At 60.3% G+C, this 26,427-nt stretch carries 23 protein-coding genes; 3 read left to right on the forward strand and 20 right to left on the reverse strand.

The genetic code is table 11. The annotated features are described in order from the left end of the window. The 20 genes from fliG to FIV35_RS07860 all read right to left on the reverse strand — a co-directional run bounded on the left by fliG (position 1) and on the right by FIV35_RS07860 (position 23,690). Positions 1-1,020 carry a flagellar motor switch protein FliG gene (gene fliG / locus FIV35_RS07765; protein WP_034099497.1) on the reverse strand — a complete coding sequence of 340 codons (1,020 nt, stop codon included), beginning with the start codon at positions 1,018-1,020 and terminating at the stop codon, positions 1-3. Continuing rightward, positions 1,013-2,791, reverse strand: a complete 1,779-nt coding sequence (gene fliF, locus FIV35_RS07770; protein ID WP_034138847.1) for a flagellar basal-body MS-ring/collar protein FliF — start codon at positions 2,789-2,791, stop codon at positions 1,013-1,015. The genes fliG and fliF overlap by 8 nt, the downstream gene beginning before the upstream one ends. A gap of 16 nt (positions 2,792-2,807) precedes the next feature. Beyond that, a complete protein-coding gene (fliE, locus tag FIV35_RS07775; RefSeq protein WP_034099500.1) occupies positions 2,808-3,137 on the reverse strand; it encodes a flagellar hook-basal body complex protein FliE in 330 nt (109 codons plus the stop codon). Positions 3,138-3,265: 128 nt separating this feature from the next. Further along, entirely contained in the window at positions 3,266-4,642 is a 1,377-nt protein-coding gene (locus FIV35_RS07780) for a sigma-54-dependent transcriptional regulator (protein ID WP_034138848.1), read from the reverse strand. Between the two features lie 6 nt (positions 4,643-4,648). Beyond that, positions 4,649-5,860: a sensor histidine kinase gene (locus FIV35_RS07785; protein WP_034138849.1), complete on the reverse strand. Its 1,212-nt coding sequence runs from the start codon at positions 5,858-5,860 to the stop codon at positions 4,649-4,651. A 110-nt stretch (positions 5,861-5,970) separates the two neighbouring features. After that, positions 5,971-7,446: a sigma-54 dependent transcriptional regulator gene (locus FIV35_RS07790; protein WP_034099504.1), complete on the reverse strand. Its 1,476-nt coding sequence runs from the start codon at positions 7,444-7,446 to the stop codon at positions 5,971-5,973. Between the two features lie 169 nt (positions 7,447-7,615). Next, positions 7,616-7,912, reverse strand: coding sequence for a flagellar protein FliT (gene fliT, locus FIV35_RS07795; RefSeq protein WP_034138850.1), 297 nt, complete (start codon positions 7,910-7,912; stop codon positions 7,616-7,618). Between the two features lie 25 nt (positions 7,913-7,937). Further along, entirely contained in the window at positions 7,938-8,342 is a 405-nt protein-coding gene (gene fliS / locus FIV35_RS07800) for a flagellar export chaperone FliS (protein WP_034138851.1), read from the reverse strand. 140 nt (positions 8,343-8,482) lie between these two features. Further along, complete coding sequence (gene fliD / locus FIV35_RS07805; protein ID WP_034138852.1) at positions 8,483-9,889, reverse strand: flagellar filament capping protein FliD; 1,407 nt, start codon at positions 9,887-9,889, stop codon at positions 8,483-8,485. An 81-nt stretch (positions 9,890-9,970) separates the two neighbouring features. Next, the gene (locus FIV35_RS07810; protein ID WP_034138853.1) at positions 9,971-10,321 is read right to left on the reverse strand and encodes a flagellar protein FlaG; all 351 of its coding nucleotides are present in this window, start codon (positions 10,319-10,321) and stop codon (positions 9,971-9,973) included. 74 nt (positions 10,322-10,395) lie between these two features. After that, positions 10,396-11,811 carry a flagellin N-terminal helical domain-containing protein gene (locus tag FIV35_RS07815; protein ID WP_034138854.1) on the reverse strand — a complete coding sequence of 472 codons (1,416 nt, stop codon included), beginning with the start codon at positions 11,809-11,811 and terminating at the stop codon, positions 10,396-10,398. 275 nt (positions 11,812-12,086) lie between these two features. Continuing rightward, positions 12,087-13,016: a ketoacyl-ACP synthase III gene (locus FIV35_RS07820; protein ID WP_034138855.1), complete on the reverse strand. Its 930-nt coding sequence runs from the start codon at positions 13,014-13,016 to the stop codon at positions 12,087-12,089. A gap of 280 nt (positions 13,017-13,296) precedes the next feature. Continuing rightward, a complete protein-coding gene (locus FIV35_RS07825; protein ID WP_034138856.1) occupies positions 13,297-14,901 on the reverse strand; it encodes a flagellar hook-associated protein 3 in 1,605 nt (534 codons plus the stop codon). A gap of 14 nt (positions 14,902-14,915) precedes the next feature. Next, entirely contained in the window at positions 14,916-16,964 is a 2,049-nt protein-coding gene (flgK, locus tag FIV35_RS07830; RefSeq protein ID WP_034138857.1) for a flagellar hook-associated protein FlgK, read from the reverse strand. A gap of 13 nt (positions 16,965-16,977) precedes the next feature. Then, positions 16,978-18,249, reverse strand: coding sequence for a flagellar assembly peptidoglycan hydrolase FlgJ (flgJ, locus tag FIV35_RS07835; RefSeq protein ID WP_034138858.1), 1,272 nt, complete (start codon positions 18,247-18,249; stop codon positions 16,978-16,980). Positions 18,250-18,253: 4 nt separating this feature from the next. Continuing rightward, positions 18,254-19,342 (reverse strand): flagellar basal body P-ring protein FlgI, encoded by a 1,089-nt coding sequence (locus FIV35_RS07840; RefSeq protein ID WP_034139004.1) that lies wholly within the window; start codon positions 19,340-19,342, stop codon positions 18,254-18,256. Between the two features lie 27 nt (positions 19,343-19,369). Beyond that, positions 19,370-20,065 carry a flagellar basal body L-ring protein FlgH gene (flgH, locus tag FIV35_RS07845; RefSeq protein WP_034099521.1) on the reverse strand — a complete coding sequence of 232 codons (696 nt, stop codon included), beginning with the start codon at positions 20,063-20,065 and terminating at the stop codon, positions 19,370-19,372. A gap of 52 nt (positions 20,066-20,117) precedes the next feature. Next, positions 20,118-20,903: a flagellar basal-body rod protein FlgG gene (gene flgG / locus FIV35_RS07850; protein WP_034099522.1), complete on the reverse strand. Its 786-nt coding sequence runs from the start codon at positions 20,901-20,903 to the stop codon at positions 20,118-20,120. 68 nt (positions 20,904-20,971) lie between these two features. Next, positions 20,972-21,712, reverse strand: coding sequence for a flagellar basal body rod protein FlgF (locus FIV35_RS07855; protein ID WP_034138859.1), 741 nt, complete (start codon positions 21,710-21,712; stop codon positions 20,972-20,974). A gap of 415 nt (positions 21,713-22,127) precedes the next feature. Further along, a complete protein-coding gene (locus FIV35_RS07860; protein ID WP_034138860.1) occupies positions 22,128-23,690 on the reverse strand; it encodes a sigma-54-dependent phenylalanine hydroxylase transcriptional regulator PhhR in 1,563 nt (520 codons plus the stop codon). A 258-nt stretch (positions 23,691-23,948) separates the two neighbouring features. On the opposite strand from FIV35_RS07860, the gene phhA reads away from it, so the two are divergent. The 3 genes from phhA to FIV35_RS07875 all read left to right on the forward strand — a co-directional run bounded on the left by phhA (position 23,949) and on the right by FIV35_RS07875 (position 26,389). After that, a complete protein-coding gene (phhA, locus tag FIV35_RS07865) occupies positions 23,949-24,740 on the forward strand; it encodes a phenylalanine 4-monooxygenase (protein ID WP_034138861.1) in 792 nt (263 codons plus the stop codon). A gap of 99 nt (positions 24,741-24,839) precedes the next feature. Further along, entirely contained in the window at positions 24,840-25,196 is a 357-nt protein-coding gene (locus FIV35_RS07870; RefSeq protein ID WP_034099530.1) for a 4a-hydroxytetrahydrobiopterin dehydratase, read from the forward strand. Next, entirely contained in the window at positions 25,196-26,389 is a 1,194-nt protein-coding gene (locus FIV35_RS07875) for an amino acid aminotransferase (RefSeq protein WP_034138862.1), read from the forward strand. Before FIV35_RS07870 ends, FIV35_RS07875 begins: the two co-directional genes overlap by 1 nt. The last annotated feature ends 38 nt before the right edge of the window (positions 26,390-26,427 follow it).

Below are 26,427 nucleotides of genomic sequence, written 5' to 3' on the forward strand. Positions count from 1 at the left end.
TTAGATCATTTCTTCGCCGCCCTTCCCACCGAGAACGATTTCTCCGGCTTCGGCCATACGGCGGGCAATGGTGAGGATTTCTTTCTGCGCGGTTTCGACGTCGCTGACGCGCACCGGGCCCTTGGCTTCCAGGTCGTCGCGCAACAGTTCGGACGCGCGCTTGGACATGTTCTTGAAGATCTTTTCCTTGACGCCGTCGTCGGAGCCTTTGAGTGCCAGTACCAGTACGTCGGAGGACACTTCGCGCAGCAACGCCTGGATGCCACGGTCGTCGACATCGGAGAGGTTGTTGAACACGAACATAAGGTCTTCGATCTGGCCGGACAGGGTGTCGTCGATCTCGCGGATCGAGTCCATCAACTGGCCTTCGACCGAGCTGTCGAGGAAGTTCATGATGTCCGCCGCGCGCTTGATGCCACCCAGGGTGGTACGCGAGGCATTGGAGTTGCCCGAGAACTGCTTCTCCAGGATGGTGTTCAGTTCTTTCAGGGCGGCCGGCTGCACGGTATTGAGCGACGACACGCGCAGGATGATGTCCAGACGCACTTTATGGTCGAAGTGGCCCAGCACTTCACCAGCCTGGTCGGGGTCGAGGTACGCCACCACGATGGCCTGAATCTGCGGGTGCTCGTAGCGGATCACATCGGCCACGGCGCGCGGTTCCATCCACTTGAGGCTGTCCAGGCCGCTGGTATTGCCGCCCAGCAGGATGCGGTCGATCAGGCCGTTGGCCTTGTCTTCGCCCAGGGCCGAGGTGAGCATCTTGCGGATGTAGCTATCGGAGCCGACGCCCAGGCTGGTCTGATCGCCGACAATCTCGACGAACTCGCTCATCACCTGTTCGACTTGCTCGCGGTGCACATTGCGCATTTGCGCCATGGCCACGCCCACCCGTTGAACCTCTTTGGGCCCCATGTGGCGCAGCACTTGGGCGGCGTCGGTTTCCCCCAGCGACAGCAGCAGGACTGCGGCTTTGTCGACCCGGGAGAGCTTGGCAACAGCGGCTCGATTATCACTCATCTGCGTTAATCCACTCTTTCACGACCTGAGCCACACGGCCCGGGTCTTCTGCTACCAGACTCTTGATTGCGTTCAACTGCGCGTCATAGCCTTCGCTCGGGCTTGGCAACAGAATGCTTTGCGGGCCGCCGAGGCTGACGCGGTCGTTGGCCAGTTCGCCGTCCAGGCCGCCCATGCCACCCAACTCGACATCGCTGCCGCCGGCCAGGGCCAGTTGCTTCTTGCCGTTGCCGGTGATGTTGTTGAGCACCGGGCGCAGCACGCCGAACACCAGTACCAGGATGAACAGCACACCCAGCACTTGCTTGACGATGTCCCAGAACCACGGCTGCGAGTAGAACGCTGGCTCGGCAATCACTTCGCCACGCTCGGCGGAGAACGGCATGTTGATCACGCTCACGCTGTCGCCACGGCTGGCGTCGAAGCCGACGGCGTCCTGCACCAGGCGGGTGAAGCGCGCCAATTCGTCGGCGCTCCACGGGGCACGGGTGACCGCGCCGTCTGCGGCATTGACCTTGACTTGATCGTCGACCACCACCGACACCGACAGGCGATTGACACGGCCCTGCTGCTGCTTGGTGTGGCTGATGGAACGGTCCAGCTCGAAGTTCTTGGTGGACTGGTTACGCTTGTCCGCCGGGTACGGGGCGAGCATCGGCTGGCCGGTGGCCGGGTCCATGATCTGCTGACCGTTGGCGTCCAGCAGCGGTTGCCCAGGCTGGATCGCGCCGGCGGTAGCGGCGGCGCCACCGGTGGTTTGCGGGGCCGAGGCTGGCGATGGCGGCTGATTGCTCAGGGCCCCCGGCACACCTTGCGGGCCATTGCTGGCGGTACGTTGTTCGCTGGTGGACTGCTCGCTGCGCAGGGCCGGCTGGTCCGGGTTGAACTGCTCGGAGGTGGACTCCACAGCGCTGAAATCCACATCGGCGGAGACTTCGGCTTTATAGCGATCATTGCCCAACACCGGTTGCAGGATGTTGTGCACGCGCTGGGTCAGCATGCTTTCCACGCGGCGACTGTAATCGAACTGCTTGCCGGCCTGGGTCAGCGCGGAGTTCTCGGCTTGGTCGGAGAGCAGGTTGCCCTTTTGATCCACCACGGTGATCTGGGATTTGCTCAGTTCGGGAACGCTGGTAGCCACCAGGTTGACGATGGCATTGACCTGACCGGGTTCCAGGGAACGACCGGCGAACAGCTCAACCAGTACCGAGGCGCTGGGCTTGCGCTCATCACGCACAAATACCGAGCTTTTCGGAATGGCCAGGTGCACGCGGGCACCCTTGACGTTATTGAGGCTGGAGATGGTACGCGCCAGTTCCCCTTCCAAGCCGCGCCGATAGCGGGTGGCTTCCATGAACTGACTGGTGCCCAGGCCCTGGTCCTTGTCGAGGATCTCAAACCCGATATTGCTGTCGGACGGCGTCACACCGGCAGCGGCCAGCTTCATGCGCGCACGGGCGACGTCATCGGCCTTGACCAGCAGAGCCCCGGAGTTGGGCTCCACGGTGTAGGCGATGTCAGCGGCGGCCAGGGTTTCCATAATCTGTTTGGAATCCAGGCCAGCCAGGCTGCCATACAATGGCCGGTAATCGGGTTGCTGCGACCACAACACCACGGCAAAACCAATCGCCACGCTGGCAGCCAGGCCGACCAACAGGCCAACCTGACGCAACATGGTCATTTCCGAAAGGTTTTCCAGGAACGACAGGCCAAACAGCGGCGGCTTGCCTTCTGTCTTGGCGGGTACGTTGTCCACGACTGCTTCTGCCATGACTTAAATCTCGCCCTTAAACCGGCATCTGCATGATGTCTTGATAGGCCTGAACCAGCTTGTTACGCACTTGGGTCAGAGCCTGAAAGGAAACGCTGGCTTTTTGCGAAGCGATCATCACGTCGGTGAGGTCCACACCGCTCTTACCGATCTCGAACGCGCTGGCCAACTGGCTGGAGGCTTGCTGGGTGTCACTGACTTTGTTGATGGCCTGACCGAGCATGTCGGCAAAACTGCTTTGGCCCAATTCCGGCGCTGGCGCGACGGATTTCGGTTGAGCCATGGCATCCATCTGCATGGAGCGCATATCCAACATCAACCGATTGAACTCAATACCCTGGCTCATGACCTTCTCTCTCCGACCCGCAAAAATTTGACACTACGCTGCAGTTACTAGGGGAGGTAGCAACAAGGGTGCCAGATCCGTGGCGACTCGTAAGAAAAGGCGACAAACCTTGTACGCCTTGGCTATTTTCAGGTGGCGAAAAGATACGCTTCCACATCCATGCCGGCGTCGCGCATCTGCGCCAACTTGTAGCGCAAGGTGCGCGGGCTGATGCCCAGGCGTTCGGCGGCCTCTTTGCGGCGGCCGCGCTCGGCGCGCAAGGTATCGATGATCATCTGGAATTCGCGGCGACGCAGGTCATCGCCCAAAGCGCTGGCGGTTTCCACCTCGGCGACCAACGGTGCGGGGGCCAGTGTCGGCAGCGGCGCCGCGCCACTGCCCATGGCCAGACAGAAATCCTGGGGCTGAATCAAACCGCCCTGCTGCAAGATCAGGGCACGTTGGATCGCGTTGTCCAGTTCCCGCACATTGCCCGGCCATGGATAGGCGATCAGGCACGCCTGCGCCTCGGCCGAAAGCCGCGCCTGGGCGTGCTTCATTTTTTTGACGTGGTTGTTCAGCAGGCGCTCGGCCAAGGGCACGATATCCGCCGGACGCTCGCGCAAAGGGCGCCAGGCCAGCGGAAACACCGACAGGCGATAGAACAAGTCTTCACGGAAGCGCCCCGCCGCCACTTCGCCGGCGAGATCGCGGTTGGTGGTGGCCACTACTCGGATATCCAACTGGATCGGTTTGCGCGCGCCGACGCGCTCCACTTCGCGCTCCTGCAACACACGCAGCAACTTGGCTTGCAGGCCCAAGGGCATCTCGGAAATCTCGTCGAGCAGGATTGTGCCGCCGTCGGCCTGCTCGAACTTGCCGGCTTGCGCCGCAATAGCACCGGTGAATGAGCCCTTTTCATGACCGAACAGCGTGGCTTCCAGCATGTTGTCGGGGATCGCCGCGCAGTTGATGGCGATGAACGGCTGCTTGGCGCGGGTCGACTGCTGGTGAATGTAACGCGCCAGCACTTCCTTACCCGTACCGGACTCACCGGAAATCAGCACCGTGGAATCGCTGCGCGCCACGCGGGCCGCCAATTCCAGCAACTGGGCGCTGGCTGGCTCGATGGCAATCGGACCCTCGCCTTCGTGCGCCGAGATCACGCCAAGAGCGTGGCGCGCTACCAACTCGATCAGGGCCTTGGGCTCAAAGGGCTTGACCAGGTAATCCGCCGCGCCCTGGCGCATCGCATCCACCGCGCGCTCCACGGCTCCGTGGGCAGTCATCAACAACACCGGCAGTTGCGGCTGGCGGGCGCGCAGCAGGGCCAGCAATTGGTGACCGTCCATGCCGGGCATATTGACGTCGCTGACCACCAGGCTGAACGCCTCCTGTGCCACCGCGTCCAAGGCCTCTTCGGCAGACCCGACCGCCCGGTAGTCATGGCCCGCCAACAGCAGCGTGTCAGCCAATGCTTCACGCAGGGCGCGATCGTCTTCCACCAGTAAAACCTTGATAGCCATGACTCTTTACTCCGCGCTTGCCGCGCCTGAAAACAGCGGCAAGCTCATCAATGCACAGGTGCCGCGCCCCAACCGGGAACGCAGCTGCAATTCTCCCTGATGGGCGCGCGCCACGGCCTTGACCACGGTCAGGCCCAGGCCGGTTCCGTTGGTCTTGGTGGTAAAAAAGGGCTCGCCCAGACGCCGCAGCACCTGCGGGTCGATGCCACTGCCATTGTCGCTGACGCACAGGCGCAGCGAATCTTGACGGCGATATAGGTGCACCTTGAGCCGCGCACCGGGGCCGCTGGCCTGGGTGGCGTTTTCGATCAGGTTGAGCAGCGATCCCACCAGGGTGTCGCGATTGCACAGCAACTCGCCTTGGTGGCTGTCGCACTGCCAGCGCACCTGCGCGTCTTGAATGTGAGTGGCGGCCGCCGCCTGCAGGGTCTGCATCAACTCGGCCGGAGTGATGCGGTCGGTCAACGGCAGTTCGCCGCGAGCGAACACCAGCATGTCGCGTACCTGATGCTCCAATTCGTGCAGACGCTCTTTTAGGCGCCCGGCAAAACGCTGATGGGTAGCGGCCGGCAACTGCTCATCAGTCAAATGACTGGCGTAGATCAACGCCGCCGACAAGGGTGTACGGATTTGATGCGCCAGAGAAGCGACCATGCGCCCCAGGGACGACAAGCGCTCATGGCGCGCCAACTGGTCTTGCAAGTGGCGGGTTTCAGTCAGGTCGTTGAGCAGCACCAACTGGCCGGGCTCGGCGTCCAGGGAACGGGTGGAAATCGACAGGCGACGCCCATCCTTGAGGGAGATTTCATGACCATCATCTTCGCGCGGGGCGAAGCAGCGGGTGATGACGTGGCGCCACAGCTCGCCTTCCAGCGGCAGTCCCAGCAGGTCGCAGGCGGCCGGGTTGGCTTCGCGCACGCGGCCCTGGTCGTCAATCACGATCACGCCGCCGGGCAACAGGTCGAGCAGGTTTTGCAAGCGGTTGGCCAGGCGCTCTTTCTCGGCCAGCTCCTGCATACGCTGAGCACTGACCACCGCCAGCTCGCCTTTAAGCTCCGAAACCCGAGCTTCCAGCAGACTATAGGAGTCGCTCAGTTGGCTCGACATCTGGTTGAACTGCGAGAACGCATGTTCAAGACCCTGCCGGGCGAGCGGCTCTGCGGAGGGAACAAGCCCCTGGATGGCAGGGGCTGAGGCTAATTGGGCGGCGTGGGGCATGATGCTCTCTCGCTTGGCTGACCGTCAGTTAAACGGAACGTTGCGAGGGCTGTAGCAATACCCGTGCCTAAAAAAATAGGCTTAGTTTTCAGTCAGTTGAAAAACAGGCGTCAATCATCCGCCTGTTCGTCACCTTCGCGGCGGCTCATACCGTACTTGCGCATCTTCTCTACCAGGGTGGTACGACGAATGCGCAGGCGCTCGGCGGCACGGGCGACAATGCCACCGGCATCGTCCAGGGCTTGTTGGATCAGACCCTGCTCCAGGTTACCGAGGTAGTCCTTCAGGTCCAGGCCCTCCGGCGGCAGCATGGCGGTGGAACCGAAGTCCGGGGTGTGGCCGTTGATGGCGACCCGTTCTTCCATGTCACTGCGCAGACTGTCGACCAATTGCTCATCTTCGTCGTCGACATAGCGGAATTTCTTCGGCAGCTCGACCACGCCGATCACACCGTAGGGGTGCATGATCGCCATGCGCTCCACCAGGTTGGCCAGCTCACGCACGTTGCCCGGCCAGCCGTGGCGGCACAGGGACATGATTGCGGCGGAATTGAAGCGAATCGAGCCACGCTTTTCGTGTTCCATGCGCGAGATCAGTTCGTTCATCAGCAGCGGGATGTCTTCCACGCGCTCACGCAGCGGGGCCATCTCGATGGGGAATACGTTGAGGCGATAGTAGAGGTCTTCGCGGAAGCTGCCGATCTCGATCATGCTTTCGAGGTTCTTGTGGGTCGCGGCGATGATGCGCACGTCCACGCTCTGGGTCTTGTTGCTGCCCACGCGCTCGAATGTGCGCTCCTGCAACACACGCAGCAGCTTGACCTGCATCGGCAGCGGCATGTCGCCGATTTCGTCGAGGAACAGGGTGCCGCCGTTGGCCAGCTCGAAACGCCCGGCACGGCTGGTAATGGCGCCGGTAAAGGCGCCCTTCTCGTGACCGAACAGTTCGCTTTCCAGCAGCTCTGCCGGGATCGCCCCGCAGTTGACCGGTACAAAGGGCCCGTCGCGGCGCTTGGAATGGTAATGCAGGTTGCGCGCGACCACTTCCTTGCCGGTGCCCGACTCGCCGAGGATCAGCACGCTGGCGTCAGTGTCGGCCACTTGCTGCATCATCTGGCGCACATGCTGGATGGCGCGGCTGGTGCCGACCAGGCTACGGAACAGGTTGGGTTCGCGATGACGACCGCGCTCGCGAGCCTGGTCGTACATCTCGCGATAGACCTGGGCACGGTGCAGGGAATCGAGCAATTTGCTGTAGCTGGGCGGCATTTCCAGGGTGGAAAGGACGCGCCGGCGCTGGTCTTCGGGCAGGTCGAGCGAAGAATTTTCGCCCATTAGCAACACGGGAAGGAACTCATCCCAGGTAGACAGTGTCTTTAACAAGCCCAAAACAGCGCCAGGAGCGTTTACCGTCCCGATCAGCACACAAATGACTTCACGGCTCGACGACAACGAGCTGACCGCCTGCTGCCAATCGTGGCTGCCGCAGGGCAAATTTTCTTCGCCGAGAAAATTCAAAATCACCGCCAAATCGCGGCGACGGACGCTATCGTCATCAATCAGCAGAATTTTGGTTTCACGCCACATGCAATAGCAACTTCCCTAGTAAAACTTCCTGCCCAAATGTAGGGGCAATCGAGACGGCTGTAGGACTTCTTACTCTATAGACGTCTGAACTCTGAAAACAGCACTAGTTAAGTCAAAAAAGCTGGCACGGTCAAATTTATGACGCGCCGGTCGGATTAACTGCGTCTGTTCAGCCGAACAGATGGTAGACCTTTGACGCATTCTTCGCTTGGTTGATCTGCGACATCTCTTCGAAAATCGCCTGGCGCTCGCCGGTCGTTACCGTTAATAACTGCTGATACACCGCCAACAGGCTCTCTAGCTTTTCCCGCAGCGCATTTTCATCCACCGGTGCCTCGTTGAGCACTTCGTCGATCACGCTGCGACAGCCCATATCCAGTTCGCCGATGGCTTCCCAGTTGCGTTCCGCCAACGCGCCGATCAGGGCTTCGCGGGTTTCATCAATGCGTTGCAGTGCATGGCTCATGACGAGTTCCTCAAGGCCTGTGGCCTTATTGTGCGACGCCCTGTGGCGCCCCGATGGCATCCCAGCCTTCTTTCACGGTAATCAGCAGTTGCGCGACCTCGTCGAGCATGTCGGCGTCGTTGTGCAGATTGGCTTCCATCAGACGGTTGCTCATGTACACATACAGGCCTTCCAGGCGCTGGACGTATTCCTTGTTGTCGCTTTTTTCCGCATTCAGGCCATCACGAAGACCGATAATGATGTCCGTGGCCTTGCCCAGCATCAGGCCCTTCTGAGCAATGTCACCGCGCGCCAGGGCCCCTTTGGCTTGCGCAATACGGTCAAGGCCGCCTTCGAGCAGCATCTGCACCAGGCGGTGCGGGCTGGCTTCGGAGATCTGGGCGTGGGAATTGACCTTCTGGTATTGGCGAAGGGCTCTCATGGGATTCATGTTTCTACCTCGTGACAAGCAACAGCGAGAAGGATTTCATTAACCAATATATCGACTGGATTGCGCAAAACTTTAACCCGTCGGCCGCTTGAAAAACAAAGCCCAGGTCAATGAACCTGGGCTTTTTTTCGACCGTTCGATCAGCTATCGCTTTTGGAATTACTGATCGCACTGAGCGTGCCGAGAATGCTGTTGCTCTGCTGCCGCAACTGCGCTACCAGGGTGTCCATGGCGGTGTACTTGCGAGTCAGGGCGTCCTGCATGGTGGTCAAACGCTCATCCAGGCTGATCTGGTCTTTGTTCAGGTCTTTAAGGCTTTCGGACAACGACGCGGTGCGCGTGGCCAGAATGCCAGTGGAGGCCTTGGCATAGGGCTCGGTCGCCGTCTTAAGACGCGCCAACAGACCTGTCTTGCCACTGAAGATGCTGTTGATATCCGCCGGATTGCTCAGCACGGCTTTGTCCCACTGCTTGGCGTCGATACTCAGCGCCCCCGTGTCTTGGTCGCTAGTCACACCGAACTGCGCCAGAGACTTCAAGGTACCGTTGCCGGACAACATATTGAACTCGTTGCGGATCGCCGATTGCAGGGTGCGCATGGTCGAGTCGCCGGTCAGCGTTGCCGCGACCGAGTTGCCGGCGGCGTCCTTGGTCACTTTGGTCTCGGCGTTCATCGCCTTGAGCAGAGCATTGTAGGTGTCGACAAACCCCTTGACCCCGGACTTCAGTGCGGTAGTGCTAGTGCTTACCGAGATGGTCAGGGCGGTACGAACCGGATCAGTAGTATTCGGATCGTTAGCAACGAGCGTAGGCGACACGGCCAGCAATTTGATACTGACACCACTCACCGCATCACTGATGCTGTTGGACTTCGATTCCGCCGCAATGCCATCGATGGTGTACTTGGCATTCTGCGGCACATCGACCACCTTGTAGCCAGTGTCGATCCCGGAGTTACCCGACATGGTCAAGTCAGACCCTACCCCGCCATTGGTGGACGTCAGGATCAGACGCGAACCGTTGGAGTCGGTGAGAATGTTGGCACTCAGACCGGCAGTGCCGAACTGCGAGTTGATCGAGTCGCGTACCTGTTGCAAGGTGGCCCCGGCCGGAACACTCAGGTCGAAGTTCTTACCCGACTGAGTGATGGTCAGCGTCGTCGCTTTGCCCGTGCTGTTGACGACCGTGGATTGGCCACCGGCAAAACTGATGGTCGACAGCTTCGAGGGCTTGGCAAGCTGGTTGACGACCAGCGAGAAACTACCGTTGGCCGCGCCCTGGTTAGCCGTCATGGTGGCGACTTTTTCATCCGAGGACGTACCGGTCAAGCCACTGAAGCTATTGTCGGTGACCATGCTGTCCAACGCGCCACGGAACGCATCCAGGGCCGCCTGAATTTTGCCGATCGACGACAGCTGGGTCGTGGCCTTTTGCGATTGTGCGTTGATCTGCGCCTGTTTCGGCGCGCGTTCGGCATCCACCAGGGATTTCACAATTGCCTGGGTGTCGAAACCAGACCCCACGCCAGTAATCGTTGTACCCGCCATCATCTTTCTCCTAGTCCGGTGGCTGCCGTTATCTTGACGAATTACGCATCAGACAGTAGCAGCAACAAGTTTCATGCCAGATCAAGCCTTGTCGTCAAACAGCACATGACTGGCGCTGGACAAGCTTTGCGCCAATTTCAAGGCCGTTTCCGATGGGATCTGGCGGATCACTTCACCGGTGTCGGTGGCAATGACCTTGACCACGACCCTGTGAGTGGAATCATCAATGGAAAAATCCAGATTGCGCTGGGCCGCTTGTACGAATTCTTTAATATCGGTGACCGCTTTTTCCAGATCGCCAGGTTTGGCTTTATCCGGGGTTGGCGCAACCGCTTCAACTTTGCTCTTGTCTTTATCCACAACCACAGGGGCCACCGCGCCTTGCGGGGCCAGCGACGGATAAGACAAGTTCAAATTCACATTCATGTCCATGCCCAATCTCCTCTGATTGGAAAAGACGAAAGGGCACGTAAACGCGCCCTTCCGTCAGCTACCAAGCGCTTGTATTACTGAAGCAGCTTCAGTACAGCGGATGGCAGTTGGTTGGCCTGAGACAGGATCGCGGTGGAAGCCGACTGCAGAGTTTGCTGCTTGGTCAGTTCAGCGGCCTCGGAAGCGAAGTCGACGTCCTGAACAGTACTACGGGCAGCAGTGGTGTTTTTCTGGATGTTGGTCAGGTTGTCCACAGTGCTGGTCAGACGGTTCTGAACAGCACCCAGACCCGAACGGGCGCTGGAGATGGAAGCGATAGCCTGGTCGATCACAGCCACAGCGTTCTGCGCCTTGGTGGCGTCGGTCACGTCGGTTTGCGACACAGTGGTCTTGGCCGAAGCAGCCGAAGTGGCGGCGCCGAACAGACCAGTCACACCAGCGCCTTCCAGGGAGTAGCCCTTGGAGGAGTCCATGTTCACAGCACCGGTAGCGATGACGCCGTCAGCCAAGGCGGCAGCAGTGCCGTAAGTGCCCGAACCGTCTTTGGTGGCGACAGTAATGCTGCCGGCATCGGTCGAAGCGCTGAAGGCCAGGCTTTCACCGGTATCGGATTTAACCGACAGAGTGCCTTTGGACTCATCGTAGTTAACGCTGATACCCAGTTTGGCGGAGTTCGACTTCAGTTGGTCAGCCAGGCTGGCGGTATCCCTTACACCGACGAACGTGGTGGCTTGGCCGCCAACAGTCATGGTGAACGAAGCTGGAGTGGTTGCAGCGGCAGCGCCGACCACGAACTGAGCTTCAGTGCTGGCGGTAGCGTTCAGGCCACCGATGGCGCCGTTCAGTTGGGCCGCGATGGTTTTTGCCGAAGCAGCGGCAGCTACGGTGACGCTGTTAGTCTGGCCGTTACCGGTCACAGCGATTACGCCGCCAGCAACACCAGCACCTGGGGTGATGCCAATGCTCTTGACTTGCTGCGAACCAATGTTGTTGGCTGCAACGTTGTCCAGGCTGACGTTGATGGTTTCGTTAGCGTTGGCGCCTACTTGGATGGCTTTGGTACCGTACGAACCGTCCAGCAGTTTCTGGCCACCGAAAGTGGTGGTTTGCGAGATACGGGTCAGTTCCGAAGTCAGAGCCTGGTATTCATCGTTGTTCGACTTACGGTCGTCGGTGCTCAGGGAGCCGGTAGCCGAGGACAGAGCCAGGGTACGCATTTTTTGCAGAATGTCGGTCGAAGCCTGCATTGCGCCTTCAGCGGTCTGCGCGATGGAGATACCATCGTTGGCGTTCTTCACTGCTTGACCCAGGCCGTTGATCTGGCTGGTCATACGGGTAGCGATACCCAGGCCGGCAGCGTCGTCTTTAGCGCTGTTGATACGCAGGCCGGAAGACAGGCGCTGCATGGAAGTGGCCAGGGCGGTGCCAGCTTTGTTCAGGTTGCCCTGAGTGGAGACCGAAGCAATGTTGGTGTTTACTGTTAAAGCCATGACGAAATCCTCGTTGGATGGATACTGCGGCTTCCGGCCCTGGCAACTGCCGGGTGTGGCCTAGAGAACCTACGTAATAGTTATCGTCGTGGTAGCCGGTTGCTTGAGGGTTTTTTTGATTTTTTTTACTGGCGCCGTGCCACCCCTTGTAATTCAAGGGTTTAGGCATACGCCAAGCCGCGATTTCAGCGGTTTTTTTGGCGCCAAATAAAAAACGCCGATGATCTTTCGATCATCGGCGTTTGCTTTTGCGGTGTACGCAGTCTACCGACGCGTCACGGACGATGCAGAATCGCCGAGCCCCACGACAGGCCCACACCGAATCCACTGATCGCCACGCGTTTCCAGGTGGCGTCCATCACATGCTTTTCCAGCAGCAATGGAATGCTCGACGACACGGTGTTGCCGGTCTCGACCATGTCCTTGATGAACTTGTCCACCGGCGCCTCTTCGAAGCGACGGGCTACGGCGTCGACAATCGCCGCACTGCCCTGGTGAATGCAGAACGCATCGATGTCATCGGCCTTGAGGTCCGACTCATTGAGCAGCTCGTGCAAATGCGCCGGCACTTTGAGCAAGGCAAAATTGAACACCTGGCGACCGTTCATAAAGAACACGCCATCGCTGACCTTCAGGTGCGGTGCGCCGGAACCGTCGGTGCCGAACTTGGACTTGCCCAGCAGCCACGAGGCATCTTCGCCCATCCAGGTCGCGGTGGCGGCGTCGCCGAACAGCATGGTGGTGTTGCGATCTTCCGGGTCGACGATCTTGGAGTACGGGTCGGCGGTGATCAACAGGCCATTTTTCAGGCCGGCGGCCTCCATGAAACCCTTCATCGCGTAGATGCCGTAGACGTAACCGGAGCAGCCCAGGGAAATATCAAACGCGGCGACATGGGTCGGCAGCCCCAGTTTGTCCTGGACGATGGCGGCTGTATGGGGCAAGCCCTCTTCGTCACCGTTCTGGGTCACGACGATCAGCGCGTCAATCGATTCGCGCTTGAGATCCGGGTTGTTGGCAAACAAGGCGTTGACCGCTTCGACACACAGATCGGAGGTTTCCTGCGCAGCTTCCTTGCGCGGCAGGAACGCCGAACCGATCTTGCCAATGATGAACTCTTCATCCTTGGCGAATTTGGCACCCTGGGCGTAGTTATCGATACCGTCCGCCGGCACGTAACTGGCGATGCTTTTTATGCCAATCATTGTGGCTTCCCAATACTAAATAGCTGGAGAACACCCCACGGCTGACGCCTGGAGTGCTGACAATAAAGGGGGTAACCCCATAAAAATCTCGCTGAAAGCCGCCCCGCAAGGACCCTGTGACGACTTATCCTTTTCACACGATACAGTGAAGATGCGCTTTATGACTCACAGGTCACTCAATTTTCTGCGGTTTATGCAAAACCTTTAAACAATTGAGCCCCCTGAAACGACAGCGGCCCCGCCTGTTTCCAGGCGGGGCCGCTGTGCTGACGCGGTGAAATCACATCTTGTTGAACAAGCTCAACTGCGAAATCTTCACAAAGGCCAGCTGCGAGGCTTGCAGCATGGTTTGTTGCAGCGACAGGTTGATTGCCGCCTCGCCCATGTCGATATTGGCCAAGTCGCTCATGGTGCTGGTGTTGGCAATGCCGATACTGGCATTTTCATCGGACTGGATCGTCAGGGCCTGGCCGCGCGCACCGATGGAGCCGCGCACATTGACGATCTGGGACGTCGAGTTGGCCAGGTTGGCGATCGACGTATCCAGCACATCCTTCAGTTTAACGGTCGCTGCCGGGTTGCCGTCGGCCGGCAACTCCAGGGCTCGACGCAACTGACCCAAGGTATCCAGCGCATTCTGGGTCTTCTGGGTGTTGGCCCCGACGGAGAACTGATCACCCGGCTGCGGTGGCCCGGCACTCACATCGAAGGTCACGCCGGCCGCTGTCACCGTGGTACCGCCACCGGTATCACCGGTGGCAATGGTCTTGCTGTCGGTGGTGTACGGCTGGGCATAGACCTCATAGGCCGTGGCACTAGTGAACTTGATGATCGCGCCGCTGTTGGTCGGGAAGGTGCTGGCATAGTCCACCTGGCTTGACACCTGAGCTCCCGTCAACTGCGCGCTTGAGGCGTTGCTCGGGGTACGCGAGACGCTGAACGTATCGGGCTTGGATTCCAGGCTGAAAGTACGGTCCTTGACCAGCGCATCGGACGGCGCGCCAGGCGCGACATCGTCGCCCAGCTTCAGGGTGATGTCGAACTTCACACCACGTAGCGCAATGCTGGAGCTGCCTTCCTTGGTGGCATCGAACGTGCCGTTGCCAGGGATCTCGGAGGTGATGTCGGTACCGTTCTTGTCCTCCACCTTATATTGCGTACTGCTGGTGAAGGTGAGCTTGTACGGCTGGCCGTCGGCAAATTTACCCGAATAGTCAGCGCTGGACGTGACCAGGCCGGCGGACAACGCCACCTTGTTGTCGTTGACGGTCGGCGGCACTGTCTGCGGCACCGGCGCCAGCCACGGGGCCTGGGTGCGGCCCGAGTTGGCAGCACCTTCCAGTACGGTCTTGCCGGTATCGCCGGCATTGATTGTCAGCGTGTTGGAAACCTGCAGGCTCAGCGGCGTTTCATCACCCTGGTAGCTGTAGGTGCCATCGTTATTACGCGCATAAGGCGGGGTTTGGGTCTTGGAGCCCGAAAACAGATAGTTGCCCGAAGAGTCCTTGCTGTTGAGCAAACCCAGCACCTGATCCTCGATCGCGCCGACTTCGCTGGCGATCGAGCGCCGATCCGCATCGCTGATCGAACCACCGGCACGCAGCGCCAACTCGGTGGCGCGCTGCATGGCATCGCTGATTGCGGTCAGCACGCTCTCTTCGTTGGTCAGCTTGTCCTTCAGGCTGGTGATGTTGCCGTTGTACTGGGTCAGCATGTCCTTCTGCTGCTGAAGCATCAATAAACGTGCCGCCGCCACTGGATCATCCGCGGCGGTTTGCACGCGCACGCCGCTGCTGGCCTGGTCTTGAGCTTTCACCACGCCCGAATAGTTGTTCGAGTACTTGGTGGAACTGGTCTCGAAATATTGCTGCGTAGAAATGCGCATCGTCCCTGGCTCCCTTAAAGACTGTTAATCAGCGTGCTGAAGGTTTCTTGCGCAGCTTTGATGATCTGCGACGAGGCGGTGTAGTACTGCTGGAACTTGATCATGTCACCCGCTTCCTCATCCAGGTTGACCTGGGACACCGAGTTACGCGCGTTCTTATTGGCGCTCAACAGCGCGCCAGTGGCAGTGGTATCGGTGCCGGCCGCGGCGGCCTTGGCACCGACGGTCGATACCAGTTTGCTGTTGGCGCCCACCAGGCTGGTGCCGCCCGTGCCATCGGCCGCCGTGCCAATGGTCGCCTTGGTTTGCAGATTCAATAGCTGCAGAGCATTGCGGTTGTCGGACTTTCCGCCGGCATTGAACGAGAAAGAGGTGCTGTCACCATCAGCTGGCACACCACCCACCGTGGTGTCGAAGCTGAAACTGGTGGCCGGCACCACCAAGGCACCGCTGGCATCGCGCATCGGCACGTTAATGGTGACCTTGTTGCCCTGCCCCGGGACGATGGTGCCGGTGCCGATCGGGTTGCCCTGGGAATCATTGAGCGTATACGGCTGGGTGCCATCTGCCGCGGGCTTGCCGAACACCATCTTCACTGGCATCGAGTTTTCAATCCCGACGCGCAACTGAGCGGTGGCGGCGCCGCCCTGAATATCCAAAGGTACGGTAAGCGCCGGCGGCGTGAAGTTGCCGGTGCCCTGGTTGGTCTTGCTGGCTTCACCCAACAGCGGCGCTGCAAAGGCGAGCTTGGTGGGGTCGGTGAGGACCGTACCGATTTCCTTGGCACCGTTGGCAGTGGGGCTGACCTTGAAACTGTCACCGGCCTGGACCGCACCGCTTTTGACCGCCAGGGTGAACCCGTCGATGACCGGCGGCGGCGTGGCGCTGAGGTCGTAAACCCCCATGGCCTTGCCGTCGGAACGCAGCACGGTCGCCTTGGTGAGATCGGTGCTGTCGTTGAAAGAAACCTTGTAATCGTAATTGGTCAGCTTGCTGGTGTCTTTGATCGTTACGCCCAAGGCACCATCCCCGAGGTTGCCTTGTGCAGCCTGGCTGCGCAGGGCAACGGCCGAGGCACTGTTGATGTCCGTGAACAACGAAGAACCGAACTCGCCGTTGAGGTCCAGGCCCTGACCCAATTGGCTGTTGACCACATCAGCCGTCGCCACGGCAATGCGCCCCAGGTCATTGATCGCCGGGATCAGCGCGTCGCTGCGATAACGCAACAGGCCACCGATGCTGCCGCCGCTGATCACATTCCCCAGGTCGAGCTTGGTGCCGCCGGGGGCATTCAGCTCAATGGTGTACTGGCTGGTGTCGCCTTTGCTCGGCACGGCGGAAATGGTGCTGAACTGATCACCCAGCACCAAGGACTGGCCACTGCCGGTGCTGACACTGAACACGCCATTCTTTTCCACCGCGGTCACGCCGATCAGCTCATTGAGCGAACGCACAGCCTCGGCGCGCGAATCAAGCAGGTTGGCCGGAGTGGTATTGGTCGAACCCTGCACCTGATTGATCTGCTTGTTGAGCGAAGCAATCGACGCTGTCAGTTGGTTGACCTGATCGCTCATCGAGCTCAACTGGCCATTGATGGTTTCTTTCTGCTGGCTCAACTGCGAGGAAATCGCGTTGAAGCGGTTACTCAACGTCTGAGCATTGGTGACCATCACTTGGCGCGCAGTCACGTCGCTCGGGTTGCTCGCCGCCGTCTGCACCGCCGCAAAAAACGAACTGAGCACTGCGGACATGCCCGTGGTCTTGTCCGACAAGGTCTTATCGACGGCACTGACCTGATCCTGATAAGCCTTGGCGTCGGCATTCAGCGCAGTGCTGTTCTGATAAGCCGTGTCGAGGAATTCGTTGTACACCCGGCGCACATCGGCCAGGGTCGTGCCGCTGCCGATGTACACGCCGCCAAACTGGTTCACGGCATTCGCGGTTTGCGTGGTCTGCTGACGCGAATAACCCGCGGTATTGGCGTTGGCGATGTTGTTACTCAAGACCGACAACGATCCTTGAGCGGCGTTAAGCCCCGACATCCCTATATTGAGCAAACTCATGGTGGTTCAGACCTTATAAAAGAGTGGTCGCGCCCGCGGCGGCATAGTTCTGGTAACTGCTCATCGAATTGGCGATCTGCGAGATCTTGTTGGCGTAGTTCGGGTCGGTGGCGTAACCGGCTTTTTGCAACTCGCGTACAAAGCGTTCTGGGTTATCGGCCGATTTCACCACGTCTTTATAGCGATCGTTGCTTTGCAGCAACGTCACCAAGTCGTGGAAGCTGTCCTGGTAAGAGTCGTAGGAACGGAACTGCGCCGTCTCCTTGACCATCGCCCCGTCGCGGAACTCGCTGGTGATCGCGCGGGCCTGGCCGCCCTGCCAGCTCTTGCCAGCCTTGATGCCGAACAGGTTGTGGCTGCTGCTGCCGTCTTCGGCGCGCATCACCGATTTGCCCCAACCGGTTTCCAACGCGGCCTGGGCCACCAGGTACTTCGGATCGATGCCGATACGCTTGGCGGCCGCTTCGGCCATCGGCAGCATGGTGGCGACAAATTCGTCCTGGGAGCTGAAGGCTTTCTTGGCCGGCGCCAATGGTGGCTGGGCCACGGCGCGGCCATAGACCTGCATGCTGCCGTTGGCCGCGGCAACACTGCGTGCGCCGCTGTTGATCACGTTGTCTTGCAGGGCGCTGTTGCGCAGCGGCGCGGCCTTGGCCTCGGTGGCGACCTGGGTGCTCGGCACGATGCCGGCCAGCAGGCGATCGGTCAGCTTGCTCGGCAAGGCGATACGGCGCTGGTTCATCAGCTCCATGTCGTTGCTGTGGGTAGCGGCGGCGCCGGCTTGAGGCTCGGCGACACGGAACGCCCACAACGGACGCTGACCATTGGAGCGCCCCAACGGGCCATCGGCCTGGGTGCCGGCGGCGATCTCGGTCGGCACATCGACTTTCTTGACCGCCTCGGCCGCTGCAGGCCCCTGCAAGGTGGCCGCCTGGGCGTCCACCGGTTTGTTCTTCTGCATCTGGCGCATCAGCACGTCGGCCAGGCCGATGCCGCCGCCCTCGCGGGACAGCGAGACCGCCAATTGCTGGTCGTACATTTCCTGGTACTGCTTGGCCGCCGGGGTGTTCATCGGGTTATCTTTGCCCAGCGCCTCGGTGGCCGAACGCATGGACTTGAGCATCTCGCTCAAAAACAGCGACTCAAACTCCTGCGCCACTTTGCGCATGTTGCCTTCGCTGTTTTTGTCAGCACCGACCTTGAGCTGGTTAAGCCGGTTCAAGTCGGAGTAAGACCCCGAGTCCGCCGAACTGACAATGCCGCTTTTGTGCATATCCATGGCCATGGCCTCAGATCACGATCAGGTCGGCTTGCAAGGCGCCGGCCTGTTTCAATGCTTCAAGGATCGCCATCAAGTCGCCGGGCGCCGCGCCCACCTGGTTCACCGCGCGGACAATCTCGTCCAAGGTGGTGCCGGGGCCGAATTTGAACATCGGCTTGGCTTCTTGCTGAGCGTTAACCCGCGAGCGTGGCACCACTGCGGTCTGGCCGTTGGACAACGGCCCAGGCTGGCTGACGATCGGGTCTTCGGTAATGGTCACCGTCAGGCTGCCGTGGGTCACCGCCGCCGGCGAGACTTTGACGTTCTGGCCGATCACGATGGTACCGGTGCGCGAGTTGATGATGACTTTGGCCACTGCCTGGCCCGGGTCGACTTCCAGGTTTTCCAGGATCGACAGGTAATCGACGCGCTGGCTGGGGTCCAGCGGCGCGGTCACACGGATCGAACCGCCGTCGATAGCCTGGGCCACGCCTGGGCCGAGCATGTCGTTGACCTTGTCGACCACGCGCTTGGCGGTGGTGAAGTCCGAGCGATTGAGGTTCAAGGTCAGGCTGTTGCCCTGGTTGAAACCGCTGGGCACGGTGCGTTCCACCGTGGCCCCGCCAGGGATGCGACCGGCCGACGGCACGTTGACGGTGATCTTGGAACCGTCGCGACCTTCGGCGTCGAACCCGCCCACCACCAGGTTGCCCTGGGCAATGGCGTAAACGTTACCGTCGATACCCTTGAGGGGCGTCATCAGCAAGGTACCGCCGCGCAGGCTTTTGGAGTTACCGATGGACGACACGGTGATGTCCACCACCTGACCCGGCTTGGAGAACGCCGGCAAATCAGCACTGATCGACACCGCCGCGACGTTTTTAAGCTGCACGTTGCCCGACCCCGGCGGCACTTTGATGCCGAACTGCGAGAGCATGTTGTTGAAGGTTTGCAGGGTGAACGGGGTCTGGGTGGTCTGGTCACCCGTACCGTTGAGCCCCACCACCAGGCCATAGCCGATCAACTGGTTGGAGCGCACGCCGGAAATGCTGGCGATGTCCTTCAAGCGTTCGGCCTGGACGACGGCGCTCAAGGAAAGCAACAGGGCCGCCGCCATCAGCTGTTTGAGTTTCAAAGTGGCCACCTAGAAAGGGAACAGCGGGCTGAGGAAGAAACGGTCGAACCAACCCGGCTGGCTAGCATCGGCAAACGAACCCGTCCCCGAGTAAGTAATGCGTGCATCGGCGATTCGCGTCGACGAAACAGTGTTGTCGGTAGAGATATCGTCGGCGCGCACCATGCCGGCAATTCGCACCAGCTCGTCGCCAGTGTTGAGGGTCATCCACTTCTCACCGCGCACGGCGATGATGCCGTTGGGCAATACATCGGCCACGGTCACGGTGATCGAACCGGTCAGGCTGTTGCCCTGCCCCGCCGCACTTTTGCCACTGGTCGCACGGTCGCCGCTATAGCCAGCGTTGAGGCTCAAATCGCCGTCACCCAACGGGTTGTTGGTGTTAGGTACGGCACCGAACAACGAGGTCAGGCCAATGCCTGCCTTGCTGGTCTTGCCGACCTGGGAGTTGGCGTTCTTGCTGGCCTGGGTCTTCTCGTTCAGGGTGATGGTGATGATGTCACCGACCCGGAAGGCCTTGCGGTCGCTGTATAGGTTCTGTTCGAAGCCGGCCTGGTAGATCGAGCCATTGTTGGCCGCCGCCGGCAGCGGCGTGCGTGGCAACACCGGCGCGTAGTACGGGTCATTGGGTTTTGGCGTCGGGGCGACACAGCCCGCGAGCACGGCAATCCCACTCAATGCCAGAACGGAAACATAGCGATTCATGACCCTTACCTCACGGTGTTGCAGACGCTTTCAGGGCGCCCCATAGACTTGATTACAGATTCTGCGTTACGAACGAGAGCATCTGGTCGGCGGTGGAGATCACCTTGGAGTTCATCTCGTAAGCGCGCTGAGTGGTGATCATGTTGACCATCTCTTCCACGGTGCTGACGTTGGAGGTTTCCAGGGTGCTTTGCAGCGTGGTGCCGAAACCGTTCAGACCAGGGGTGCCGATCTGTGGCGCGCCGCTGGAGGCGGTTTCCAGGAACAGGTTGTTGCCCATGGCCTGCAAGCCGGCCGGGTTGATGAAGTCGGCGGTCTGCAGGTTGCCGATCACTTGCGAGGCGGGGTTGCCGGCCACGGTGATGGACACGGTGCCGTCGTTGCCGACGGTGAAGGTCTTGGCATCGGCCGGCACTACAATCGCCGGTTCCAGGGCAAAACCGTTGGCGGTGACGATCTGGCCGTTGGAGTCCAGGTGGAATGTACCGTCGCGGGTGTAGGACGTAGTGCCGTCCGGTTGCAGGATCTGGAAGAAGCCACGGCCGTTGATGGCCATGTCCAGCGGCTGACCGGTTTGTTGCAGGTTACCGGCGCTGAAGTTCTTCTGGGTGCCGACGATCTGCACACCGGTACCCAATTGCAGGCCCGACGGCAGTTCGCTGTCCTGGGTCGACTGAGCGCCCGGCTGCTTCTTGATCTGATAGAGCAAGTCCTGGAACTCGGCGCGGTCACGTTTGAAACCCGTGGTCGATACGTTGGCCAAGTTGTTGGAAATGGTGGTCAGGTTGGTGTCCTGGGCGGACAGACCGGTTTTGGCAACCCATAGAGCCGGAAGCATGCTGTTCTCCTTCGTGCGCCTGTTTGTTGGCGCTGCGCTGCAAAATTAGTGGTTCAGTGAAACCGCGATCAGCTCATCTGCATGACGCGTGTCATGGCCTGGTCGTCTTCCTTGGCGCTGTTCATCATTTTGATGTGCAGCTCGAACTGCTTGGAAAGCGCCAGCACCGCCGTCATTTCTTCCACGGCATTGACGTTGCTCGCCTGCAGGAACCCTGAGGTCAGCCTGACGCCTGCGTCGGCCTGAGCCGGCTGGCCATCCTTGGTGTGGATGGTGCCATCCAGGCCCTTATTCATGTTCTTCAGGTCCGGCTGAACCAGCTTGATGCGGTCCACTTCGGCCATCACCCGTGGGCCTTCGCCCATGGCACGGATGCTGATGGTGCCGTCGGCACCCACTTCGATCTTCTGCTGCGGCGGCACCGCGATAGGGCCGCCGTTGCCCATGATCGGCATGCCGTTGCCGGCACGCAGCACGCCCAGGGCGTCCACGTTCATGCTGGCGCTGCGCACGTAGGCTTCGCCGCCATCCGGGGTTTGCACGGCCAGCCAGCCGTCGCCATTGACGGCCACGTCCAGGTCGCGACCGGTTTCGATCATCGCGCCAGGCGTGAAGTCGGTGGCGGGACGCTCAGTCATGGCGAAGGCCCGCGCCGGAAAGCTGTCACCGAACACTGGCATCGAACGCGCCTGCTCCAGGTCGCGTTGGAAACCGTTGGTGGAAATGTTCGCCAGGTTGTTGGCATGGGCCTTCTGCGCCAGCGCATTCTGGCTGGCGCCGGTCATTGCCACATAAAGGTACTTGTCCACGCTCTTTCCTCTTTATGACGGACGCTTGCCGCCCACCGCTGTACTGCTGAGGCTTAAGCAATTAGCGAACCAACTTTCAAAAAGTCAGGAAAGTCCAGGCGGGACGGGGGTTTGCGAGCTGCCTTCACATTTTTCAAAAGAGGAGAGAGTCGAAAAAACGGCGGACTACTGCCGCTTACGGCAAGGGCCGTCTTACGGGTGACAGAGAACCCATCCGGGAGCGGGCAAGCCCTAATGCCAGTCAGTTCAGGACTCAGTTGATCCAGCCTAGGCAATGACTATCAAAAGTGGGAGGGGGCTTGCCCCCGATAGCGATGCGTCAGTGACAGTTGGGCTGACTGCCCTACTGCCATCGGGGGCAAGTCGAATTGTCGCACCGCCCCTCCCATATTTTTGCCACCGTTGTGTCAGTTGATTATTTATCGGTCTTGAGGATTTCGTAATCGCGCAATTTATTGGCGATGGTGGTGTGCGACACGCCCAGGCGCTTGCCCAGTTGTCGACTGCTGGGATGTTCGACATACAGGCTTTCCAACACCGCTTTCTCGAAGCGCCCGACAATCGCCTCCAAACCGCCGTCCAGTGAAAAATCGCCAAGGGGCTGACGCACGCCGTAATCCGGCAGACGAATATGCTCGACCTTCACCGTGCCGCCGTCGCACAACGACACCGCCTGGAACAGCACGTTTTCCAACTGCCGCACATTGCCCGGCCAGTGATAATGGCTGAGGCGCTCCATCGCCGCCGGTGCCAACGTGGGCAACGGGCAGCCGATCTGGCGGCTGGCCTGGTCAAGAAAATGCTCCACCAGCGGCGCCAGGCCATCCAGGCATTCGCGCAGGGGTGGGATATGTAGGGACAGCACATTGAGGCGGTGGTAGAGGTCCTGGCGGAATTCGCCGCGCGCGCAGAGTTCGGACAGGTCCACCTGAGTCGCGCAAATCACCCGCACATCCAGGTACACCTCTTCGTCACTGCCGACGCGGCGGAAGCAACCGTCCTGCAAGAAGCGCAGCAATTTCACCTGCAGGCGCGCGCTCATTTCGCCCACACCGTCGAGAAACAACGTACCGCCCGCAGTCAGCTCCAGCAGCCCCAACTTGCCTTCCGCCCGGGCGCCTTCGAACGCGCCGGGGCCGTAGCCGAACAGCTCGGTCTCGGCCATCGACTCCGGCAGGCCGGCGCAGTTGAGGGCCATCAGCGGCGACTGCCCGCGCGGACTGGCCAAGTGGCAGGCGCGCGCCAACAGTTCTTTGCCGGTGCCGGTCTCGCCTTCTATTAATAGCGGCGCGTCCAACGGGGCCATGCGCCGTGCTTCACGCACCACGGCGGCCATCACCTTGGAGCTTTGGAAGATGCTGTCAAAGCCGCGCAGTTCCTGCTTGCGCACGTTGTAGATGCGCTCGCCGACCCGGTCCGCACGATGCAACGTCAGCACGGCGCCGGCCATGGCTTCACTGTCATCGTGTTCGGAGGATTGCAGCGGCGCGATATCCGCCAGGAACACGTCGCCCTTGACCTTGACCCGCAGGCCGTTGATCCGCGACTTGCTGGCGCGCACCAGTTCCGGCAAATCGAAATCCTCGGCGTAGCGTGACAACGGAATGCCCGGCACCTCGTCCACCCGCACCCCCAGCAACTGCGCCGCCGCACGGTTGGCGGCGACGATGGAGCCGCCCATGTCGATGGACAGCACCGGAAAGTCCAGGGCGCCCAGCAAGGCATTGAGTTCCATGTGTCGCCGCTCGCTGGGCATCAGCCCTACCCGCTTGACCCCAAACACCCCGGCAATCGCCTCGAACTGCGGGCGCAACGCCTGGAATTGCATATTCACCAGGTTCGGACAAAACAGGTAGATAGCATTGCCGTGCTCACCGCCCACCTCGCCTTTGGCAACGTTGACGCCGTACTCCACCAGCAGGTTGAGAATGTCCCGCAGGATGCCGATGCGGTTCTGGCAATGCACTTTGATACGCATGAATGAGGCCCGAAAAGAGGGAAGGCGCCGCGTCTTTTTGTCGCTGGGCGCAGAAAGTCGTCAAGATTATGTGACAGTGCGACAGCTTTTCCCAGCCCAACACCACGAGCAGACGCCTGCTCGTAACGAATACTTTACAAAAAACGGTAAATTTTCCTACGTTGCACTGCCACAGGTAGCTGGCATCCGCACGCCATCGGGTTATCAATAGGCCTATCGCAGGACATAACAAGAACGAATGCCTAGCAGGAGAGCCGTATGAAGCAGACGCACTACGTGGCCCGCGAGCCCGATGCGCAAGGGTTTATCCACTATCCGCCGGAAGAACATGCGGTGTGGAACACCCTGATCACGCGCCAGTTGAAAGTTATCGAAGGTCGCGCCTGCCAGGAATACCTGGACGGCATCGACAAGTTGGGCTTGCCCCTGGACCGAATCCCGCAACTGGGCGAGATCAACCAAGTGCTGGCCGAGACCACCGGTTGGCAAGTCGCTCGCGTGCCGGCGTTGATCCCCTTCCAAACCTTCTTTGAATTACTCGCCAGCAAGCAGTTTCCGGTGGCGACGTTTATCCGCACCCGCGAAGAACTGGACTACCTGCAAGAGCCGGATATTTTCCACGAGATCTTCGGCCACTGCCCGCTGCTGACCAACCCTTGGTTCGCTGAATTCACCCACACCTACGGCAAACTCGGGCTGGCGGCGACCAAAGAGCAACGAGTCTACTTGGCGCGCCTGTATTGGATGACCATCGAGTTCGGCCTGGTGGACACGCCGGCCGGTCGGCGCATCTACGGCGGCGGGATTCTGTCGTCGCCCAAGGAGACGGTGTACAGCCTATCCTCCGAGCCCGAACACCAAGCCTTCGACCCGCTGGAAGCGATGCGCACGCCGTACCGCATCGACATCCTGCAACCGCTGTACTTCGTGCTGCCCGACCTCAAGCGTCTGTTCGAGGTGGCGCAGGAAGACATCATGGGCATGGTCGAGCGTGCCATGCAGCTGGGTCTGCACGCGCCGAAATTCCCGCCCAAACCAAAGGCTGCTTGAACCGTGCCTTTTAAGGCCAGGTGAGTCTGTTCCCTGGCGCCGCGTTGCTTTAGGGTGACGCCACTGACCTTCACTTATTCGAATTCAGGACATTTCCACATGACCACCTTGAACCAAGCCCACTGCGAAGCCTGCCGCGCCGATGCCCCGCAAGTCAGCGATGAAGAACTGCCGGTACTGATCAAGCAGATCCCTGACTGGAACATCGAAGTGCGCGACGGCGTGATGCAGCTGGAAAAGGTTTTCCTGTTCAAGAATTTCAAATTCGCCCTGGCCTTCACCAATGCCGTGGGTGAGATTTCCGAAGCAGAAGGCCATCACCCGGGCCTGCTCACCGAATGGGGCAAAGTCACCGTGACCTGGTGGAGCCACTCCATCAAGGGCCTGCACCGCAACGACTTCATCATGGCCGCGCGCACCGATGAAGTAGCCAAGACCGCCGAGGGTCGCAAGTAATGCATTTCGATGCCATTGGCCGCGTGCCCGGCGACCCGATCCTCGGGTTGATGGACCTGTACGCCCAGGATGCCAACCCGCACAAGTTCGACCTGGGCGTAGGCGTCTATAAGGACGACCAGGGCCTCACGCCGATTCCGCCGTCGGTGAAGCTCGCCGAACAGCGCCTGGTAGACCAGCAAACCACCAAGACTTACATCGGCGGTCATGGCGACGCCGCGTTCGGCCAACTGATCAGCGAACTGGTGCTGGGCGCCGAATGCGCGCTGTTGCACGGGCGTCGTGCTGGCGCCACCCAGACCCCGGGCGGGACCGGCGCGCTGCGCTTGAGCGCCGATTTTATCGCTGCCAACTTGCCAGGCCGTGGTGTCTGGCTGAGCAACCCGACCTGGCCGATCCACGAAACCATCTTCGCCAAGGCCGGGCTGAAGGTCAGCCATTACCCCTACGTGGGCGCCGATAACCGCCTGGATGTGGCGGCGATGCTGGCGACCCTCGCCACCGTGCCGGAAGGCGATGTGGTGTTGCTGCATGCCTGCTGTCATAACCCGACCGGCTTCGATCTGTCCCACGACGATTGGCGCCAGGTGCTGCAGATCGTGCGCGAACGCCACCTGCTTCCGCTGATCGACTTTGCCTACCAGGGCTTCGGCGATGGCCTGGAACAGGACGCCTGGGCCGTGCGCCTGTTTGCCGCCGAATTGCCGGAAGTACTGATCACCAGTTCGTGCTCGAAGAACTTCGGCTTATACCGCGACCGCGTCGGCGCATTGATCGTGTGCGCGGCGGATGCCGAGAAGCTGACGGATGTGCGCAGCCAATTGGCGAATATAGCCCGCAACCTGTGGTCGACCCCGCCGGATCACGGCGCGGCCGTGGTGGCGACCATCCTCGGCGATGCCCAGCTCAAACAGCAGTGGAGCGCAGAAGTCGAAGCCATGCGTGGGCGCATCGCGCAGTTGCGTTCCGGGCTGGTGGAGGCCCTGGCGCCCCATGGTCTAGCGGAGCGATTCGCACACATTGGCGTGCAACGTGGGATGTTCTCCTACACCGGCCTGAGTGCCGAGCAGGTCAAGCAACTGCGCGAGAAGCACAGTGTGTATATGGTCAGTTCGGGGCGGGCCAATGTGGCGGGAATTGATGCGACACGCTTGGCGTTGCTGGCCGAGGCTATTGCCGACGTCTGCAACTGAACACTGCACATCTAAGTCAGTGATCGGTTGACTGATAC

The sequence above is a fragment of the Pseudomonas rhodesiae genome, from assembly GCF_007858255.1.
In the GTDB taxonomy this organism is placed as follows: Bacteria; Pseudomonadota; Gammaproteobacteria; order Pseudomonadales; family Pseudomonadaceae; genus Aquipseudomonas; species Aquipseudomonas rhodesiae.